The following is a 16,711-nucleotide window of genomic DNA, read 5'->3' as shown; positions in this document are numbered from 1 at the left end:
ACAGGAGAATGTCCCGTGAGTCCTTTGTCCCCTACCGCCCCCACTACCGTCCGAGATGCAGTCATTGATTTGATGCGCCAATTCGGCATGACCTCCGTATTCGGCAATCCCGGTTCTACCGAATTGCCCATGTTCCGAAACTTTCCCGAGGATTTTCGTTATGTTCTGGGCTTGCAGGAGGCCGTCGTGGTCGGCATGGCCGACGGCTATGCGCAGGCCACGCGCAATGCCTCGCTGGTGAACCTGCATTCGGCTGCGGGCGTCGGCAATGCCATGGGGAATATCTTTACCGCGCACAAGAACCGGACGCCGATGGTGATCACCGCCGGCCAGCAGGCGCGATCCATCTTGCCTTTCGATCCGTTTCTGTCATCGGCGCAGGCGACGGAACTGCCCAAGCCCTACGTCAAATGGAGCATCGAACCGGCGCGCGCCGAAGACGTCCCGTTGGCTTTCGCCCGTGCCTACTACCTCGCGATGATGCCGCCGCGCGGGCCGGTCCTGATCTCGATCCCGGCTGATGACTGGGACCAGCCGGCGCAATTGCTGTCCGCCCGCAGCGTCAGTACCGAACTCCGCGCGGAACCGCTGCTGCTGGATCAGATCGGCAAGACGCTCGAGGCCAGCCAGCGTCCCGCCTTCGTGGTCGGTGCGGCCGTTGATCGCGACAATGCGTGGGAAGCGGTGGTGCAGTTGGCCGAGAAACACCATGCGCGCGTCTGGGCTGCCCCGATGTCGGGACGTTGCAGCTTTCCGGAAAACCATCGTCTGTTTGCCGGCTTCCTGCCCGCGATGCGCGAAAAAATCGTGCAGCTGCTTGAAGGACACGACTGTATCTTTGCACTCGGCGCGCCGGCGTTCACGTACCACATCGAAGGCAACGGACCGCACATCCCGCCGGGTGCCACGCTTTGCCAGCTCACCGACGATCCCGCGACCGCAGCCTGGACGCCGCTGGGGACGTCGGCGCTTGGCAGCATCCGCCTGAGCGTACTTGATTTGCTGGCGCGGCCATCCGCTCCGGTTCGGCCGCTACCGGCCGCGCGCGCCATCCCGCCGCGAGCCGAACCGTCTCAGGTCATCTCGGTCGCCTATGCACTGCAGACATTGTCGGAGGTCCGCGCAGCTTCCGACATCGTGGTGGAAGAAGCCCCCAGCGCGCGCTCGGTCATGCAGAAGTATTTGCCGATCACGCGCAGCGAGGGCTTCTTCACGATGGACAGCGGCGGCTTGGGTTACGGCATGCCCGCCGCAGTCGGTGTCGCACTGGCCAAGCCAGGCGCGCGCATCATCGGCATCTTCGGCGACGGCTCCAGCATGTACTCGATCCAGTCGCTGTGGAGCGCGGCACAAGCCAGGCTGCCGATGACGTTCGTCATCCTCAACAACCGGCGCTATGCGGCGCTGCAGGACTTCGCACCGGTATTCGGCTTTTCCGAAACCGACGTCGTGCAAGGAACCGAACTGCCGGCAATTGACTTCGTTGCGCTCGCCAACGGCATGGGTTGCAGCGCAGTACGCGTGTCGGAAGCATCTGCGCTGCGCGAAGCATTGCTGCAAGCCCTGAATTCACCAACCCCCGTCTTAGTCGAAATCGAGGTCGCATGATGAACACCATCACCATGTCAATCAACGGCGAGCGCACCATGGCCGGCAATGGCGCCACTTTCGAACGTCATAGTCCCCTTGATGGGCAAGTCGCAACCCGCGCTCCGGCTGCCACGGCCAGCGATGCCATCCGGGCGGTAGATGCGGCGGCCGCGGCATTTCCGTCCTGGTCGGCAACCGGCCCGGGAGAGCGCCGCGCCTTGCTGCTGAAAGCGGCGCATGCACTGGAGGCAAAGGGCGATGCGTTTGCCGCCGCCATGGCGGCGGAGACCGGCGCGTCCGCGATCTGGGCCGGTTTCAACGTCCAACTCGCTGCCAATATCCTGGTCGAAGCCGCGGCCCTGACCACGCAGATCAGCGGCGAGGTGATCCCCTCAGATCTTCCCGGCAGCTTGGCGATGGGCATCCGCCAGGCTGCCGGCGTGGTGCTGGGCATCGCGCCATGGAATGCGCCGGTGATCCTCGGCGTACGCGCCATCGCGGTGCCGCTGGCCTGCGGCAATACCGTGGTCCTCAAAGGTTCCGAATTGTGTCCGGCCACGCACGGCCTGATCATCGATGCGTTGCAGGAAGCCGGCTTGCCCAAGGGCGTGATCAACTTCATCACCAACGCCCCGGACGATGCTGCCGCCGTAGTGGAGGCAATGATCGCGCATCCCGCAGTACGGCGCGTCAACTTCACCGGATCAACGCGCATCGGTAAAATCATCGCCCGACATTGCGCCGGCCACCTGAAGCCCGCCGTACTGGAACTGGGCGGCAAAGCGCCGCTGCTGGTGCTGGACGACGCAGACCTGGATGCGGCGGTCGACGGGGTCACGTTTGGCGCCTTCGCCAATTCTGGGCAAATCTGCATGTCCACCGAACGCATCATTGTCGATCACAAGGTCGCTGACGAGTTCGTCCGGCGCCTGGCCGCCAAAGCTGGCAAATTGTCCCTTGGCGATCCACGTCGTGGGCCGGTCGTACTCGGCTCGGTCATCGACCGAACGACGGTCATCCGCTGCAATGCCCTGATCGACGACGCCGTCGCCAAGGGCGCCACGTTACTGTGCGGCGGCAAAACCGACAGCACGCTGATGCCGGCCACCCTGCTGGACCATGTCACGCCCGACATGAACATCTACGGTGAAGAATCGTTCGGTCCTGTCAAGGGAATCGTTCGCGTCAGTGGTGACGACGCTGCCATTGCCTGCGCCAACGACAACGAGTATGGGCTGTCGTCTGCAGTCTTCAGTCGCGACACAGCGCGCGCGTTGCGTGTCGCCCAGCGCATCGCATCCGGCATTTGCCACATCAACGGCGCCACCGTCCACGACGAACCGCAGATGCCCTTCGGCGGCGTCAAAGGCAGCGGCGTAGGTCATTTCGGCGGCAAGGCCGGCATCGACGCTTTTACCGATTTGCGCTGGGTCACAGTGCAGACCACCCCTCGCCACTATCCATTCTGAAAGTCACCGATGAACAAAATCATGATTCTCGGCGCCGGCGCCATGGGCTGCCTGTTCGGCGCCAGGCTTACGCAAGCCGGCTACGATGTCGCGCTGGTCGACGTATGGCGTGAACATATCGAGGCCATCAATGCCGCCGGCTTGAAACTCCACAGCGATGATGGCGAACACACCGTGCGGATAAAAGCCGGCAGCGCCGCCGATATCAATGTCCACCCGGATCTGGTCATTGTCTTTACCAAGACGCTGCATACGGCGACAGCCTTGGAATCCGTCCGTCATTTACTTGGAGAACAGACGTACCTGCTCACCTTGCAAAACGGATTGGGAAATGTTGAAACCCTCGGCAGGTTCGCCACGGCTGAACGGCTGATGCACGGCGTCACCAACTACCCCAGTGACCTGAAAGGTCCCGGCCATGTGTCATCGCATGGCAGCGGCTATATCCGTATTTACGGCGTGGCCGGTCTATGCTCCGATGCCCAGCAGGCGATAGCGGATGCGTTGTGCCAAGCCGGATTCAATTGCACGCTGGACGCCGACGTCGAACGCGCCATTTGGGAAAAGGTCGCCTTCAATGCCGCGATGAACAGCCTGACGGCCGTCACCGGCATGACCGTCGGCGAAGTTGGCGCGAGCGTGTCCGGCCCCGTTCTGGCCAGGCAGATCGTCACTGAGACCGCGGACGTGGCCCGCGCCAAGAACATTGTGATCGACGCGGATGCGATCTGGCAATCGATCCGCACCGTGTTTGTCGAACACGCGCAGCACAAGCCTTCGATGCTGCAGGATATTCTGCAGGGACGGGCTACCGAGATCGAATCCATCAACGGCGCCATTGCCGCCGTGGCACGCACCCATCAAGTGCCGGCCCCGGTCACCGAAACGCTATGCCATCTGGTGCGCATGATTGAACGAAGGCCGGGCAACTCATCTGGCTAAAGCCTGCTCCCCCAGCCGGGCCGTCTTGCTGATGAACGCAAAAATCATCACCGTCGCCATCAGCTCGACAATGGCGATGGTGGTCAGGCCCTTGCCGTATTGCCCGGTGGTGGTTTTCAGGTAGCCCAGCAGCTGCGGCGAAAAATAGCCCGCCAAGTTGGCCACCGAATTAATCACCGCCAGGCCGACCACGATGGCCGTGCCAGACAGGAAGCGTCCCGGCAACTGCCAGAACACCGGAATCGCGCCCATCGTGCCGGCCGACGACAACGCCAGCGCAAACACCACGCCTGCGGCGCTCTTCTCGCCCAGGAAATACGCTGCCAGCAGCAAACCCAGCGCACCGATGGCCGCCGCCACCGCAGTGTGGATACGCACTTCCTTGTTGCGGTCCGACAGATAGCCGTTGAGCAGCATTCCGAACCAGCCGCAGCAATAAATCCCACCCATTACCCAGCCCAGCGTCTTGATATCGGTGAAGCCGACTTCCTTGACCAGGCTGGGGCCGTAATACACCAGCGTGGCGTTGCCGGCGATGATGCAGAAAAACACGGCGATCAGCGCCCACATGCGCGCGCTGCGCAGGGATGCAAAGAAGCTGTGCTCGCGCGGACCCAGCGCCTGGTCTTCGGCGGCCAGTTCGGTTTCGACGTGTTCCTTTTCGCGCTCGCTGAGCCAGCGCGCATCGCGCGGACGATCGGTCAACAGGAAATACGCCGCCGCACCGGCCAGGATCGACGGAGTCCCTTCGATCAGGAACAGCCATTGCCACCCTTTGTAGCCGCCCATGCCCTGCGACAACTCCATGATGTAAGCCGCCAGCGGGCTGCCGACCACCAGCGACACCGCCGAGGCCGACACGAAAATCCCCAGCGCCTTGCCGCGCCGGTGCGTCGGCAGCCAGTAGGTCAGATAGAGGATCACGCCGGGTTGCAGGCCGGCTTCGAACGCGCCCATCAGGAAGCGCAAGACGTAGAACTGCGTCGAGGTCTGCACCCACGCCATCAGCACGCAGGTGATGCCCCAGCCGATGGTGATGCGCATGATGGTTTTGCGCGCACCGAATTTTTGCAGCGCCAGGTTGCTCGGCACTTCAAAGATGAAGTAGCCGATGAAGAAAATCCCCGCACCGGCGCCGTAGACGGCATCCGACCATTGCAGGTCGCTCATCATGGTCAGCTTGGCGAAACCGACATTGACGCGGTCGACCCAGGCCAGGAACCAGATCAGGGTGACGAACGGGACAATGCGCCAGATGACGCGGCGGAAGGTGACGTCGCGCTCTTCCACGGCGATGTCGATGTTGGCAGGCGCGGCTGCGGCGATGGTGTTCATGGGCTCCCCTGTCTTGGATGAATCGAATCCGTGACGGCCACCTCGATTTGCACCATTGCTGTGCAAATCAGCGAAGTTTGCCGTCCTGTTCCAGGCAAGCAGCATCCATGCCACTGCAGGAACGAGACCCCATCCGAATGTCGGGGAAAATTGTTGGGAAAAACTGTTGCAGCGCTGATTCGCCGTTACAGCACTGTTACAGCGAACTGTCCTTGCCCGGGAAGCGCAAGGCAAAGCCGCGCTGGGCCTTGCTGACATTGCTCGGCGCAAGGGGAATCGCCTGCCGCAGCGCCTGCGAAAACGCCAGCAGTTCGTCGGTCTGGCCAGATTTCAGTTCCAGTTCGATCTCGCAGATCGGCAGCGTACGACCACCCGCCTCGACCACGCCCTGATCGAGCGCCAGTTCTACTTCAGTGCCCTGCGGCAGGCGCAACTGCCAGGCGGTGCGGCGGAAACTGGTGGTGAAGACCTCCTCCAACTGCTGCGCCAGTCCGGGCAGTTCCAGCGCGGTGCGCGCAGCGGGATTGTCGACCAGCGGCAGCAGCTTCGCCAACTCGATGCGCGGTCCGGCCACTTCGCATTCCCATTCATGGCGCTGATGCAGGCCCGCCGCGACGCTGCCGCCGCCCTTGTAGGCCTGGATCCACAATGCGCCGGCCTTGCGCACACGCAACGCCGATCGATGTTGTTTGAGATGCAACGCGGGCGTGTCGAAATAGGTACTGAACAGATCCTGAGATTCCGACGCCGCGACGGCGTGTTGCTGCAGCAGGGGTAAGGCGCAGAAAGCCGCCACATCTTCGGTGGCGATAAGTAATTTGAGTTCGATTTCCATGGCCGGGAGTTTACCCGCAAACCTGTCGTATCATGGCGGACTTTGCTTCATTGAGTCCCTCATGTCCGACCTCGTGCCCGAATCCCCCGATACCGAAGAACCCATCACCGACATTTCCGACGTGATTCAGGAGCCGCGCCTGTGGCGTGACGAAGGCTGGACCGCGCGCATCATCAAGAACGACGACGATGACGGCTGGGCGGTGGAGATGACGCGTGAAGGTGAACGCGAACCGACGCTGATCGGTCCGTGGACCATGGGCCGCGACAAGAAGAACCCGAAACCGATGGACAAGAACGCCTTCAACACGCTGGTGAAGACGGCCTCGGAATTCCGCCGCCGCAGCGAGCAGCAGTTGCATGCGCAATTGCACAAGCATGTGACCGTGGACGGTCCCGAAGGCAGCATCAAGGTGACGCTGGACATCGTGCCCGATGACGACTTCCCGTATGCCGATCTGAAGGCCTGGGATGAGATGGGTGAGATGCTGGCCAAGGCGCAGGTCGCTCCCAACTTCAAACTGAGCGCCGCCAGCGCCGAGCGCTGGGTTGAAGGCGGTTATCGCAAGCCGACCTCAGGTTAAGAACGCGAAGTCTTGACGCAATAAAATCCTGATCCAATAAAAAACGGCAGACGAAAAGTCTGCCGTTTGAGCTTGCGCTTGCGCGCTTCTTTATTCTGTCAGACCCGGTATATCTTTTCGCCGGTCTGGACAATCTTGAATTTGGCGTCCGACAAGGGATCGAGCGCGCGGCCGTCAGCCAGCTTGTAGGTCTTGAGTCCGGGCGGAGCGGCCTTATCGGCTTCTTCTATCTCCGTCTGGTACACCTCGACGTGATAAGCGCCTCCTGTCTTGCCTTTGGCGTCAAATTTTTCAACCAAATCCATATGCGTCTCCTCGTGGTTTCAGGTCAGTGCCGTTTATAAAGATAGCAGATTTATTTTTGTGCGCGGCAGAGATTTGAAGATATTTGCACTGCGTTTTAAAAACATGGAAAACTAGCCGTTCTTACGACTCGCAAAACCCGGTCCCGATGCCTTTCCTGACGAATAACAAACGACAACAAATCCACTACGAAATCATCGAAGGCGATCAAGCAAAACCCTGGCTGGTGTTCCTCCACGAAGGTTTGGGTTGCACTGCAATGTGGAAGGATTTTCCGCAGCGTTTGTGTATGGCGACCGGCTGTCGCGGGCTGCTTTTCGACCGTCTTGGTTACGGCCTTTCCGATGCACTGCAACAAACCCGTGCAGCGGATTATCTGCATCGCTATGCGCTCGACGAATTGCCGGAAGTGCTGGCCCTCTTGTTGCCCGGACAAGCCTATATCCTGATCGGCCATTCGGACGGCGGCAGCATCGCCTTGTTGCATGCCGCACAATGTCCACCCTTGCTGCAGGCGATCGTCACCGAAGCGGCGCACGTCTTTGTCGAACCGGTGACGCTGGAAGGAATCCGCGTGGCCGACCGCGCCTATGCCGATGGCAAGCTCAAGGGCCTGCAAAAATATCATGGCGACAAGACCGAACAGATCTTCAAGGCGTGGTCCGACACCTGGCTTACGCCGGCTTTTGCCGATTGGAACATCGAGGCCGACTTGCCGCGTGTCGCCTGTCCGGCGCTGATCATGCAAGGTATTGACGATCAGTACGGCACGCCGGCTCAGGTTGACGCCATCGTGACCGGAATAGCAAAAGAAAACGGTCCGCCGGCGCACAAAGCCATGCTGCCCGATTGCGGCCACAGCCCGCACCAGGAGCAGCCGCAGGCGGTGCTCGACCTGATGTGCGACTTCATCCTGCAACGCATGACCGCAGCAACTTGAACACTTACAGCGTCGCCACCTGCTCCAGGAACGACGCCACCAGCCGGCTGTCCTTGCGATCGGCCAGGCAATAGATGTAGGTATGCGTGCTGACCGGATTGCCTTCGATCCGCAGCAATTTCAAGCGCGGATCCGGCACGAACTCCGCCTCCGACACCGCCCCCAGCCCGATGCCGCGCGCCACCGCCTCGCGCAGCGCTTCGCGGCTGCCGATCTCCATCACCACGCGCGGCATGACGTCGGCTTCCTTCAACACCTTCTCCAGCGCCAGCCGGGTGGTTGAACCCTGCTCGCGCATCACCATCGGCTGTCCGTGCAAATCCTGCAAGGTGATTGAATCGCGCTTGGCAAACGGATGATCGACATGGGCAAACACCACGATCGCATGGTCGGCGTACGGCACCGCCACGAAGCGTGGATCGTCGTTGAAGCTGGCCAGGACGGCGACGTCGGTGACGTAGTTTTCCAGATCGGCCATGGTCTCGGCCGAATTGCCCATACGGATCGACAGCTCGACATTGGGAAACTTGCGGCGATAGGCGTCGACCATTTCGATCACGTGGAACGGCCCCACCGCACCCAGCTTCAGATGGCCGATATTGAGCACGCCGGAGTTGTACAGCAGGTTGTAAGCATCAAGTTCGAGCTCGGCGATCTTTTGTGCGATCGGCAACAGGCGCTGGCCGGTGTCGGTCAGATCAAGTCTGCGGCCGCGCCGATAGAAAAGCTCCACATTGTGCTGGCGCTCCAACGCCTGCACCTGCGAGGTCAGCGTCGGCTGACTCACGCCGAGCGTACGCGCGGCGGCGCTGAAGCCGCGATTGCGGGCGACGGCGAGGAAAGCACGTAGTTGCGAAGGCGTCATCTATAGATCCAATCAATAGGTAAGCGTCAATCTCCTGATTATATCGATAATAAAGACGTCACAAAAGCGCCTTAATCTTGCGGTCATGAACAAAAACCCGCCTGGACGCGCCGTCCGCGGCGGACCTTCCTCAGCATCACTACCGCCAGGAGCATCATGAAACGCCTTTCCGCCTTGTTACGCCCTGTGGCCTTGTGCCTCAGCTTGGTTTCGGCCTCAGTCTCGTTCGCCGCCCAGCCCCAACAGCTGACCGTCGGCCTGATCCCCGCCGAAGATTCGCAAGCCATGCTGGAAAACAGCAAGAAGGTCATCGACAGCCTGCAAGAACAACTGGGCATGCCGGTCAAGCCTTTTATCGCCACCGACTACAACGGCATCATCGAAGCGCTGCGCTCGAAGAAGCTCGACGTCGCCTACCTCGGCCCGTTCTCCTACGTGCTGGCGACCTCGATCGCCAACGTCGAAGCCTTCTCCGTGGCTGAAACCAAGAAGACCGGCAAGAGCGCCTACAAGAGCCTGATCATCGTGCGCAAGGACAGCAGCATCGACAGCGTCGCCGCGCTCAAGGGCCATACCATGGCCTTCGTCGATCCGTCGTCGGCCTCCGGCCATCTGTTCCCGACCGCCGGCCTGCAAAAGCAAGGCGTCGAGCCGAACAAGTATTTCTCGCGCGTGATCTTCTCCGGTTCGCATGACGCCAGCATCCTCGCCGTCGCCAACAAGAAGGTCGACGCCGCCGCCGTGGCCGACCGCATCCTGGCCGCCGCCATCGCCAAGGGCGTGGTCAAGCAAAGCGACTTCAACATCGTCTGGACCTCGCCGGACATTCCGGAGTCGCCGATGGTCTGGCGCAAGGATCTCGATCCTGAGCTGAAGAAGAAGATCGCCGCCGCTTTCGCCAACATCAAGAACGTCGAATGGGGCGACCAGGGCGTGCTCAACGGCTTCGTGCCGACCAATGACGCCGCCTACAACATCGTGCGCGATACCGCCAAGATCCTCAATCTCGATCTCAAGGCAATGAAATGATCAAGATCCGTTCGCTCACCAAGCAATACGGCAGCAATGCCGTGCTGCGCGGCATTGACCTCGATGTCGCTCCCGGAGAATTCCTGGTCGTGCTGGGACCGTCCGGCGCCGGCAAGTCGACCTTGCTGCGCTGTATCAATGGTCTGGCCACGCCCACTTCCGGTGAACTGGTGGCGGCCGGATTCGACGCCACCGATGCGCGCAACGGCAACATCCGCAAGTTGCGCCAGCAAGTGGCCATGATCTTCCAGCATCACAACGTCGTGCCGCGCCTGTCGGTACTGAAGAACGTACTGACCGGCCGGCTCGGCCAGACCTCGACGATCGCCTCGGTGCTGCAATTGTTCAGCCGCCAGGATGTGGCGCTGGCGATGGACTGCCTGCGCCGCGTCGAACTGGAACACAAGGCGGAACAGCGCACCGATGCGCTGTCCGGCGGCCAGCGCCAGCGCGTCGGCATCGCCCGCGCCCTCGCGCAGCGTCCGCAAGTCATCCTCGCCGACGAACCGGTCGCCAGCCTCGATCCGAAAACCTCGCGCCTGGTGCTGCAATACCTGCGCGCCGCCTGCCGCGAACTCGGCATCACCGTGGTCTGCAACCTGCACCAGGTCGACTATGCACGCGAGTTCGGCGATCGTATCGTCGGCCTGGCCGGCGGCAAGCTGGTGTTCGACGGCCGCGGCGACGAGCTGCGCGAGTCTCATCTCAATCTCATCTATTCCGGTCTGGATCAGGTCAAGGCGCAGGACGAAACATACGCTGCGCGACAACCGTCGGAAATGGTCCTGGAAGGAGCCCTGTCATGAGCACGCCCTTGTCTACTCAAATGGACCGCGCCAGCTATCACGACTACGTCTGGACCGGCGCCCGCCCGTTGACCCTGCGCTCCTGGCTGCTGTCGATCGCCGCCGTGGCTGCAGTCGCCTTCATCCTGGCCTGGAGCGCGCAAGGCACGCAACTGAGCTGGGGCGAACTGGCCGACGGCCTGCCACAGATCGGCGACTTCCTGAGCCGCTCCTTCCCGCCCAACTGGAAGATCCTCGGCAATCTGGTCGGTCCCGCCGTGGAAACCGTTCAGATCGCCATCTGGGGCACGCTGCTGGGCGTGATCGGCGCGATTCCCGTGTCCTTCCTGGCGGCACGCAACCTCAATCGCAACCGTGTCGTCTATCAGGCCGTGCGCCAGATGCTCAACGTCACGCGCAGCATCAACGAGCTGATCCTGGCCCTGGTGTTCGTCTCCGCGGTCGGCCTCGGTCCTTTCCCGGGCGTCTTGGCGCTGGCGCTGCACGGCATCGGCATGGTCGGCAAGTTCTTTGCCGAAAGCATTGAGGAAATCGACGACGGCCCGTTGGAAGCCCTGCGCGCCACCGGCGCGCGGCCGTTGCAGGTGATCGTCTTCGGCGTGCTGCCGCAAGTCATCACCGCATGGATCGCCACCGTGCTGTACCGCTTTGAAGTCAACCTGCGCCAGGCCACCGTGCTGGGCATGGTCGGCGCCGGCGGCCTCGGCTTCGAACTGGTCAGCAGCCTGAAGCTGTTCAAGTACCAGGACACCGCCACCTGCATCGTGGTCGTGACGCTGATGGTGGTGGTTGCCGACACCATCTCCAGCCGCCTGCGCCAGATGATCCAGGACGGCAAGACCCATTAATTTCTAGCAAAGAACCTTATGTGGAATTATCACAACCCGGTCGCCATCCAGGCCGGCAGCGGCAGCCTGGCGCAAGTGCCGGCGCTGCTCAACGGCAGGCGCGCCCTGCTGATCACTTTCCCCGAAGCCGCCGCACTCGGACTGGAGGCACGCATCGCGCAATTGCTCGGCCCGCAACTGGCCGGTATTGAAAACGCCGTACAACCGAATCCCGACGTCAGCTGGCTGGCCGCGATGTATGAACGCGTGTGGCGAGAACATGCCGATGTCGACTGCATCGTCGCCTTCGGCGGCGGCAGCGTCATCGACTGCGCCAAGGCCATGCTGACGCGCACGCCTTCGGGCCGCTTCGATGAATTGCTGGCGCATTTACAGGGTTTAAATGATGGATCACCTTTGTCGGGCGACGGCGCCAAGACGCTGATCGCCATTCCCACCACCGCGGGCACCGGCAGCGAAGTCACGCCCTGGGCTACCATCTGGGACGCCGATGCCGGCAGCAAGTATTCGCTGCACCAGACCTGGACCTGGCCGACCGCCGCCATCATCGATCCGCAACTGATGCTGAGCCTGCCGCAAGGCATTACGCTGGCCAGTGGCCTCGATGCGCTGTCGCACGCGCTGGAATCGATCTGGAACGTCAACCGCAATCCGGTCTCCTCCAGCCTGGCCGCCGCCGCAGCACGCAACATCGTGGCGACCTTGCCTGACCTCATGGCGCATCCGCGCGAACTGGCGCTGCGTGAACGCATGGCCACCGCCGCGCTGCAAGCCGGCCTGGCGTTTTCCAACACCAAGACCGCGCTGGCGCATTCGCTGTCCTACGACATCACGCTGCACCACGGCGTCGCCCACGGCATCGCCTGCTCGTTCTCGCTGCCGCATGTGATGGCGCTGGCCTTCGGCAACGATGACGCCGTCGACGCCCTGCTGCTGGACATCTTCGGCGCCGCCGATGCGCAGCAAGCCGTCGCCACCCTGTCGGCCTTCCTGGAACATCTCGGCGTCAGCACCGATCCCGCGCACTACGGCGTCGCCGAAGCCTGGGACGCGCTGGTGCAACGCGCACTCCAAGGTCCGCGCGGACGCAATTTCATCGCCGCCATCCACTCTTGATCGCATTTTTGACCGTAAAGGAATTCCCATGACACGTCCCCTCCACGCCTCCATCGACCTGCAAGCGGTGATCTTCGACTGGGCCGGCACGCTGGTTGATTTCGGCTCGCTGGCGCCGACGCAGATTTTCGTCGATGCCTTCAAGAGCTTCGACATGAACATCTCGCTCAAGCAGGCGCGCGGTCCGATGGGCCTGTCCAAGTGGCAGCACATCCGCACCCTGCTCGACAACCCTGACATCGCCCGCCAATGGCAGGAATGTCACGGCAATCTTCCAAGCGACGCCGACGTCGACGCCATCTATGCGCGCTTCATGCCGATGCAGATCGCCAAGGTCGGCGAGTATTCGCAAGCCATCGACGGCGCCGCCGACATGCTGGCATGGCTGCGCAACAAGGGCCTGAAAGTCGGCTCCTGCTCCGGCTATCCGCGCCAGGTGCTGGACGTGCTGCTGCCACTGGCGGCGGCCGAAGGCATCGCGCCCGACCACGTCATCGCCGGCGATGAACTGGAAGCCGGCGGCCGTCCCGGTCCCTACATGGCGCTGGCCAACATGCTGGCGCTGAAGATCGGCGACGTCGCCGCCTGCATCAAGGTCGACGACACCGTACCCGGCATTGAAGAAGGCATCCACGCCGGCATGTGGACCGTCGGCGTCTCGCTGTCCGGCAACGAAGTCGGTTGCACCAAGGACGAACTGGCGCAGCTGTCGCCGGAACAGATCAAGGCGCTCAAGGCGCTGGCCGAAATGCGCCTGCGCGAAGCCGGCGCGCATTACGTCATCGACTCGGTGGCGGACCTGCCGGCAGTAGTCAATGAGATCGCCACGCGACTCAAGGCCGGCGAACGTCCTTAGTCAATAGCGCGGCCGCCAACGGGGTGCTGAACGACGGCGTACAATACCGCCGCAGCATTCCATAAAAACTCCTTCAGAACACACCCTGTGGCAGCTTACATCTTCGTCCTGAGCGTCGGCCTGATTGCCGGCATGGTCAGCGGCATCATCGGCACCGGCTCTTCCATCATGCTGTTGCCGGTGCTGGTTTACAACTTTGGTCCCAAGCAGGCGGTGCCCATCATGGCGGTGGCCGCCGTGATGGCCAACCTGTCGCGCGTGCTGGTGTGGTGGCGCGTAGTCGACTGGCGCGCCTTCCTGGCGTACTCCATTCCCGGCGTGCCGGCCGCGGCGCTGGGCGCGCGCACCTTGCTGGAATTGCCGCCGCACTTCATCGACATCAGCCTCGGCTTGTTCTTCATCGTCATGATCCCGTTCCGCCACTGGGTCAAAAAACGCAACTTCAGCATCCGTCTCTGGCAGCTCGCGCTGGCCGGCGCCCTGATCGGCTACCTGACCGGCATCGTGCTGTCGACCGGGCCGCTCAGCGTACCCGTGTTCACCGCCTACGGCCTCAGCAAGGGCGCTTTCCTCTCCACCGAAGCGGCCAGTTCATTGCTGCTCTACGTCAGCAAGGTACTGACTTTCCGTGAGCTCGGCGCGATGCCCTTGTCGGTGTTCCTGCAAGGCGTGCTGGTGGGCGCGTCGCTGATGGCCGGCACCTTTGTCGGCAAAGTCTTCGTCATGAAAATGAGCGAAGCCAATTTCCAGCGCCTGCTGGACCTGTTGCTGCTGGCATCGGGTTTGTCGCTGCTGTGGGCGGCGCTGAGCTGATTTCGCTCCTGCACAATGGCGCGCTTTGGCATATGCTTGCAACACCATCCGGATAACACCCCCTGCAATAACGAAACAAGGAAATCATCATGCCCAAGAAAGAAAAGCTCGATCCGGAAACCGAAGCACTCATTCAGTGGTGTACCGAAGTCGAAAAATTCCTCGTCAAAGGCGGCGCCACGTTGGAACAGGCGCAAGAACATATCGAGGAAGAAGTCGAATGGTTCACTGACCTGTTTTATGACGGCCTGACGCCGGAAGAAGCTGCCAAGGAAGCGCTGAATTAAGCGTCCCACCCCAATTCCTCAAAGCAACAGAAATTCTCTCATCCCTCTGCAATCCCGCTCCCGGCCTGGCGCCGGGAGTCCAACTTAGTAATTTCCACATTTCCGCAACACCGATTTTTTGAGAGTTTTCTCATATAAATCCGATCTTTAAATCGTCAAAATGGCTTCACTGCTTAAGCAAACACAAGGTGCTCAGGCACAACGAATGCAAACCGAATTGAACCCATTTTGACTCTTTAAGGAAACGATCATGAACAAGCAAATCGCCCTCTTCTCCGCCCTGGCTGCTTCACTGTCGGCGTCCCTGCTGGTGTCCTTCGCTGCGCAAGCCGCCGACACCGCTGAACTGAAGGTCAAAGGCGTGATCCGCCCTTCGGCCTGTACACCTAGTTTCACCGGCACCAACGTGGTCGACTACGGCACCATCGCCGCCAAGGGCCTGAGCGCCACCGCACCGAACGTACTGGATGAAAAAACCATCGCCTTCACCGTCACTTGCGATGCAGCAACCAAGGTTGCCGTGCGCGCCATCGACAACAAGGCGTCCACCGTCGTCGCCGGCCTGATGACTGCGATCAACTCCAATCTGGCCGACAAGCATGCCTACGGTCTGGGCGCTGCTGGCGGCAAGAACATCGGCGCCTACAGCGTGCGCTCCATCGTCGGTTCGTTCACCGCTGATGGCGCTACCCCTGATGTCGTCGCCGACGCCGCCAACAACAACACCTGGGCCAAGTCGACCTACGGCCGCTTCAACGCTGACGGCACCGGCCGCCAGTCGTTCTCCGCCAGCGGTTCGACCGTGCCCGGTTCGTACAAGACCATCTCCGGCAACCTGGGCGTCACCGCTGTTCTGGACAAGGGCGCCAACCTGCCGCTGACGCAGAACATCGACCTCGACGGCTCGGCCACGATTGAAGTGCAGTATCTGTAATCACCGTTTTTAGCGGTAGTCCTCTGTTAGCTTCCATTAGCTCCTGTTAGCCCGCCAGTTCCACCGGCGGGCTTTTTTGCGTCTGCAGCAGCGTGGCGGGATAGTTCGCCAGCACCTCGTCCTGTCCCAACAGCGGCGGCACCTCTTCCACCAGCGCATCGATCGCGACGCGCACCTTGGACGGCAAGTGGCGCGCTTGCGGCCACACCACGTGGATCGGACTCGCCACCAGTTGATCCGCGCCCATCACCAGCGACAGACGCTGCTGGCGCAATTCGTGCAGGATCATCCAGCACGGCAGCCACGCCAGGCCAGCTCCGGCGACGGCCGCATCGTTGATGGCCTGCAAATCGTCCAGATGCAGACGGCAGTCCGCCCTGACTTCATGTATTTCACCATCGTCGCCTTGCAACTCCCATGGTGCATCGCGGCCGCCGTTGTTGTAGGCGATGCCCGCATGCTGCGCCAGTTGCTCCGCATTCACCGGCGTTCCATGCTGCGCGAGATAGGACGGCGACGCGCAAATGCCCATGCGCTGCACGCCCAAACGTCGCGCCACCAGCTTGCCGCTGTCGGGCAGCGTGCCGACCCTGACGGCAAGATCGTAGCCCTCCTCCACCAGATCGGCGACGCGGTCGTTGAACGACATCTCGATCTGCAGCGACGGATATTTCTGCATCAGGCGCAGCATCACCGGCGCGATGCAATGCCGCCCCAGCAAGACCGGTACGCTGATGCGCAAACGCCCGGCCGGCGCCCGGCGTCCGCCTTCAAAGGCTTCCTCGGCGGCCTCCAGTTCAGCCAGAGCGCGCAGGCAGCGTTCGTAATAAATCTGGCCGTCCTCGGTCAGCGTCTGGCGGCGCGTAGTGCGCACGAACAGCCGGACGCCGAGTCGCTGCTCCAGCCGCGCGACGATCTTGCCGACCGCCGAGCGCGTGACCCCGAGGCGCTGCGCCGCCAGCGCAAAACTGCCGGCTTCGGCAACGTCGACGAAAACTGAAATCCCATCCAGGCGTTCATTCATATTGGTTCCATTTCAGAATCAATGATTGATCGAATTCTATCCAATGCTTCCATAACATCTCTTATATCGTAGCTGCTCGGTGAAATTTTTGCACCGCCTTCCCTGCAACATTTTTTCGGAGCCACCATGAGCCTCT

At 61.7% G+C, this 16,711-nt stretch carries 18 protein-coding genes; 13 read left to right on the top strand and 5 right to left on the bottom strand.

Translation table 11 applies throughout. The features are described from left to right. Nucleotides 1-15 precede the first annotated feature (15 nt). From mdlC to ACIROY_RS02265, 3 genes are read left to right on the top strand one after another with little or no spacing between them, the layout of a single operon-like run. Nucleotides 16-1,608: a benzoylformate decarboxylase gene (mdlC, locus tag ACIROY_RS02275; protein WP_402339289.1), complete on the top strand. Its 1,593-nt coding sequence runs from the start codon at nucleotides 16-18 to the stop codon at nucleotides 1,606-1,608. Further along, nucleotides 1,608-3,059 carry an aldehyde dehydrogenase gene (locus tag ACIROY_RS02270; RefSeq protein ID WP_402340135.1) on the top strand — a complete coding sequence of 484 codons (1,452 nt, stop codon included), beginning with the start codon at nucleotides 1,608-1,610 and terminating at the stop codon, nucleotides 3,057-3,059. Before mdlC ends, ACIROY_RS02270 begins: the two co-directional genes overlap by 1 nt. A gap of 9 nt (nucleotides 3,060-3,068) precedes the next feature. After that, a complete protein-coding gene (locus tag ACIROY_RS02265) occupies nucleotides 3,069-4,001 on the top strand; it encodes a ketopantoate reductase family protein (protein WP_402339287.1) in 933 nt (310 codons plus the stop codon). On the opposite strand, the gene ACIROY_RS02260 is transcribed toward ACIROY_RS02265, so the two are convergent. Together ACIROY_RS02260 and ACIROY_RS02255 are read right to left on the bottom strand one after the other, a co-directional pair. After that, nucleotides 3,990-5,336: an MFS transporter gene (locus ACIROY_RS02260; protein WP_402339285.1), complete on the bottom strand. Its 1,347-nt coding sequence runs from the start codon at nucleotides 5,334-5,336 to the stop codon at nucleotides 3,990-3,992. The genes ACIROY_RS02265 and ACIROY_RS02260 overlap by 12 nt on opposite strands. Before the next feature lie 196 nt (nucleotides 5,337-5,532). After that, nucleotides 5,533-6,171: a CYTH domain-containing protein gene (locus ACIROY_RS02255; protein ID WP_402339283.1), complete on the bottom strand. Its 639-nt coding sequence runs from the start codon at nucleotides 6,169-6,171 to the stop codon at nucleotides 5,533-5,535. Nucleotides 6,172-6,232: 61 nt separating this feature from the next. On the opposite strand from ACIROY_RS02255, the gene ACIROY_RS02250 reads away from it, so the two are divergent. After that, a complete protein-coding gene (locus tag ACIROY_RS02250; RefSeq protein WP_402339281.1) occupies nucleotides 6,233-6,754 on the top strand; it encodes a hypothetical protein in 522 nt (173 codons plus the stop codon). Nucleotides 6,755-6,852: 98 nt separating this feature from the next. Here the strand turns inward: ACIROY_RS02250 and ACIROY_RS02245 are convergent, their stop codons facing one another. Continuing rightward, entirely contained in the window at nucleotides 6,853-7,059 is a 207-nt protein-coding gene (locus tag ACIROY_RS02245; protein WP_402271653.1) for a hypothetical protein, read from the bottom strand. A 146-nt stretch (nucleotides 7,060-7,205) separates the two neighbouring features. Between ACIROY_RS02245 and ACIROY_RS02240 the strand changes: the two genes are divergently transcribed. Beyond that, on the top strand, nucleotides 7,206-7,997 hold the full coding sequence (locus tag ACIROY_RS02240; RefSeq protein ID WP_402339279.1) for an alpha/beta fold hydrolase: 792 nt from the start codon (nucleotides 7,206-7,208) through the stop codon (nucleotides 7,995-7,997). A 4-nt stretch (nucleotides 7,998-8,001) separates the two neighbouring features. Here ACIROY_RS02240 and ACIROY_RS02235 read toward each other — a convergent pair whose 3' ends face one another. Next, nucleotides 8,002-8,862, bottom strand: a complete 861-nt coding sequence (locus ACIROY_RS02235) for a LysR substrate-binding domain-containing protein (RefSeq protein ID WP_402271658.1) — start codon at nucleotides 8,860-8,862, stop codon at nucleotides 8,002-8,004. Between the two features lie 156 nt (nucleotides 8,863-9,018). Here ACIROY_RS02235 and phnD point away from each other — a divergent pair, with 156 nt between their 5' ends. From phnD to ACIROY_RS02195, 8 genes are all read left to right on the top strand, one after another. Further along, nucleotides 9,019-9,891, top strand: a complete 873-nt coding sequence (phnD, locus tag ACIROY_RS02230) for a phosphonate ABC transporter substrate-binding protein (protein ID WP_402339277.1) — start codon at nucleotides 9,019-9,021, stop codon at nucleotides 9,889-9,891. Then, a complete protein-coding gene (phnC, locus tag ACIROY_RS02225; protein WP_402339275.1) occupies nucleotides 9,888-10,697 on the top strand; it encodes a phosphonate ABC transporter ATP-binding protein in 810 nt (269 codons plus the stop codon). Before phnD ends, phnC begins: the two co-directional genes overlap by 4 nt. Next, complete coding sequence (phnE, locus tag ACIROY_RS02220; protein ID WP_116432678.1) at nucleotides 10,694-11,545, top strand: phosphonate ABC transporter, permease protein PhnE; 852 nt, start codon at nucleotides 10,694-10,696, stop codon at nucleotides 11,543-11,545. The genes phnC and phnE overlap by 4 nt, the downstream gene beginning before the upstream one ends. Before the next feature lie 18 nt (nucleotides 11,546-11,563). Continuing rightward, nucleotides 11,564-12,661: an iron-containing alcohol dehydrogenase PsrA gene (gene psrA, locus ACIROY_RS02215; RefSeq protein WP_402339273.1), complete on the top strand. Its 1,098-nt coding sequence runs from the start codon at nucleotides 11,564-11,566 to the stop codon at nucleotides 12,659-12,661. Between the two features lie 28 nt (nucleotides 12,662-12,689). Further along, nucleotides 12,690-13,517: a phosphonoacetaldehyde hydrolase gene (gene phnX / locus ACIROY_RS02210; protein ID WP_402339271.1), complete on the top strand. Its 828-nt coding sequence runs from the start codon at nucleotides 12,690-12,692 to the stop codon at nucleotides 13,515-13,517. Between the two features lie 87 nt (nucleotides 13,518-13,604). Further along, on the top strand, nucleotides 13,605-14,330 hold the full coding sequence (locus ACIROY_RS02205; protein WP_402271670.1) for a sulfite exporter TauE/SafE family protein: 726 nt from the start codon (nucleotides 13,605-13,607) through the stop codon (nucleotides 14,328-14,330). Nucleotides 14,331-14,419: 89 nt separating this feature from the next. Continuing rightward, the gene (locus tag ACIROY_RS02200; RefSeq protein WP_029363050.1) at nucleotides 14,420-14,617 is read left to right on the top strand and encodes a hypothetical protein; all 198 of its coding nucleotides are present in this window, start codon (nucleotides 14,420-14,422) and stop codon (nucleotides 14,615-14,617) included. A gap of 250 nt (nucleotides 14,618-14,867) precedes the next feature. Next, on the top strand, nucleotides 14,868-15,551 hold the full coding sequence (locus ACIROY_RS02195) for a DUF1120 domain-containing protein (RefSeq protein WP_402271673.1): 684 nt from the start codon (nucleotides 14,868-14,870) through the stop codon (nucleotides 15,549-15,551). 46 nt (nucleotides 15,552-15,597) lie between these two features. Here the strand turns inward: ACIROY_RS02195 and ACIROY_RS02190 are convergent, their stop codons facing one another. Beyond that, nucleotides 15,598-16,575, bottom strand: a complete 978-nt coding sequence (locus ACIROY_RS02190; protein ID WP_402271675.1) for a LysR substrate-binding domain-containing protein — start codon at nucleotides 16,573-16,575, stop codon at nucleotides 15,598-15,600. Between the last annotated feature and the right edge of the window lie 136 nt (nucleotides 16,576-16,711).

The organism is Herbaspirillum sp. NPDC101396, from assembly GCF_044767365.1.
Classification (GTDB): Bacteria; Pseudomonadota; Gammaproteobacteria; order Burkholderiales; family Burkholderiaceae_D; genus Herbaspirillum.
This window is presented reverse-complemented; position numbering and strand designations above follow the sequence as displayed.

Excerpts from the sequence above, each read along its gene's own strand:
- ACIROY_RS02200 (WP_029363050.1), top strand. The coding sequence starts at position 14,420 with ATGCCCAAGAAAGAAAAGCTCGATCCGGAAACCGAAGCACTCATTCAG.
- psrA (WP_402339273.1), top strand. The coding sequence starts at position 11,564 with ATGTGGAATTATCACAACCCGGTCGCCATCCAGGCCGGCAGCGGCAGC.
- ACIROY_RS02265 (WP_402339287.1), top strand. The coding sequence starts at position 3,069 with ATGAACAAAATCATGATTCTCGGCGCCGGCGCCATGGGCTGCCTGTTC.
- ACIROY_RS02240 (WP_402339279.1), top strand. The coding sequence starts at position 7,206 with ATGCCTTTCCTGACGAATAACAAACGACAACAAATCCACTACGAAATC.
- ACIROY_RS02195 (WP_402271673.1), top strand. The coding sequence starts at position 14,868 with ATGAACAAGCAAATCGCCCTCTTCTCCGCCCTGGCTGCTTCACTGTCG.
- ACIROY_RS02270 (WP_402340135.1), top strand. The coding sequence starts at position 1,608 with ATGAACACCATCACCATGTCAATCAACGGCGAGCGCACCATGGCCGGC.
- ACIROY_RS02190 (WP_402271675.1), bottom strand. The coding sequence starts at position 16,575 with ATGAATGAACGCCTGGATGGGATTTCAGTTTTCGTCGACGTTGCCGAA.
- phnC (WP_402339275.1), top strand. The coding sequence starts at position 9,888 with ATGATCAAGATCCGTTCGCTCACCAAGCAATACGGCAGCAATGCCGTG.
- ACIROY_RS02235 (WP_402271658.1), bottom strand. The coding sequence starts at position 8,862 with ATGACGCCTTCGCAACTACGTGCTTTCCTCGCCGTCGCCCGCAATCGC.
- ACIROY_RS02250 (WP_402339281.1), top strand. The coding sequence starts at position 6,233 with ATGTCCGACCTCGTGCCCGAATCCCCCGATACCGAAGAACCCATCACC.
- phnD (WP_402339277.1), top strand. The coding sequence starts at position 9,019 with ATGAAACGCCTTTCCGCCTTGTTACGCCCTGTGGCCTTGTGCCTCAGC.
- ACIROY_RS02255 (WP_402339283.1), bottom strand. The coding sequence starts at position 6,171 with ATGGAAATCGAACTCAAATTACTTATCGCCACCGAAGATGTGGCGGCT.
- phnX (WP_402339271.1), top strand. The coding sequence starts at position 12,690 with ATGACACGTCCCCTCCACGCCTCCATCGACCTGCAAGCGGTGATCTTC.
- ACIROY_RS02260 (WP_402339285.1), bottom strand. The coding sequence starts at position 5,336 with ATGAACACCATCGCCGCAGCCGCGCCTGCCAACATCGACATCGCCGTG.
- phnE (WP_116432678.1), top strand. The coding sequence starts at position 10,694 with ATGAGCACGCCCTTGTCTACTCAAATGGACCGCGCCAGCTATCACGAC.
- ACIROY_RS02245 (WP_402271653.1), bottom strand. The coding sequence starts at position 7,059 with ATGGATTTGGTTGAAAAATTTGACGCCAAAGGCAAGACAGGAGGCGCT.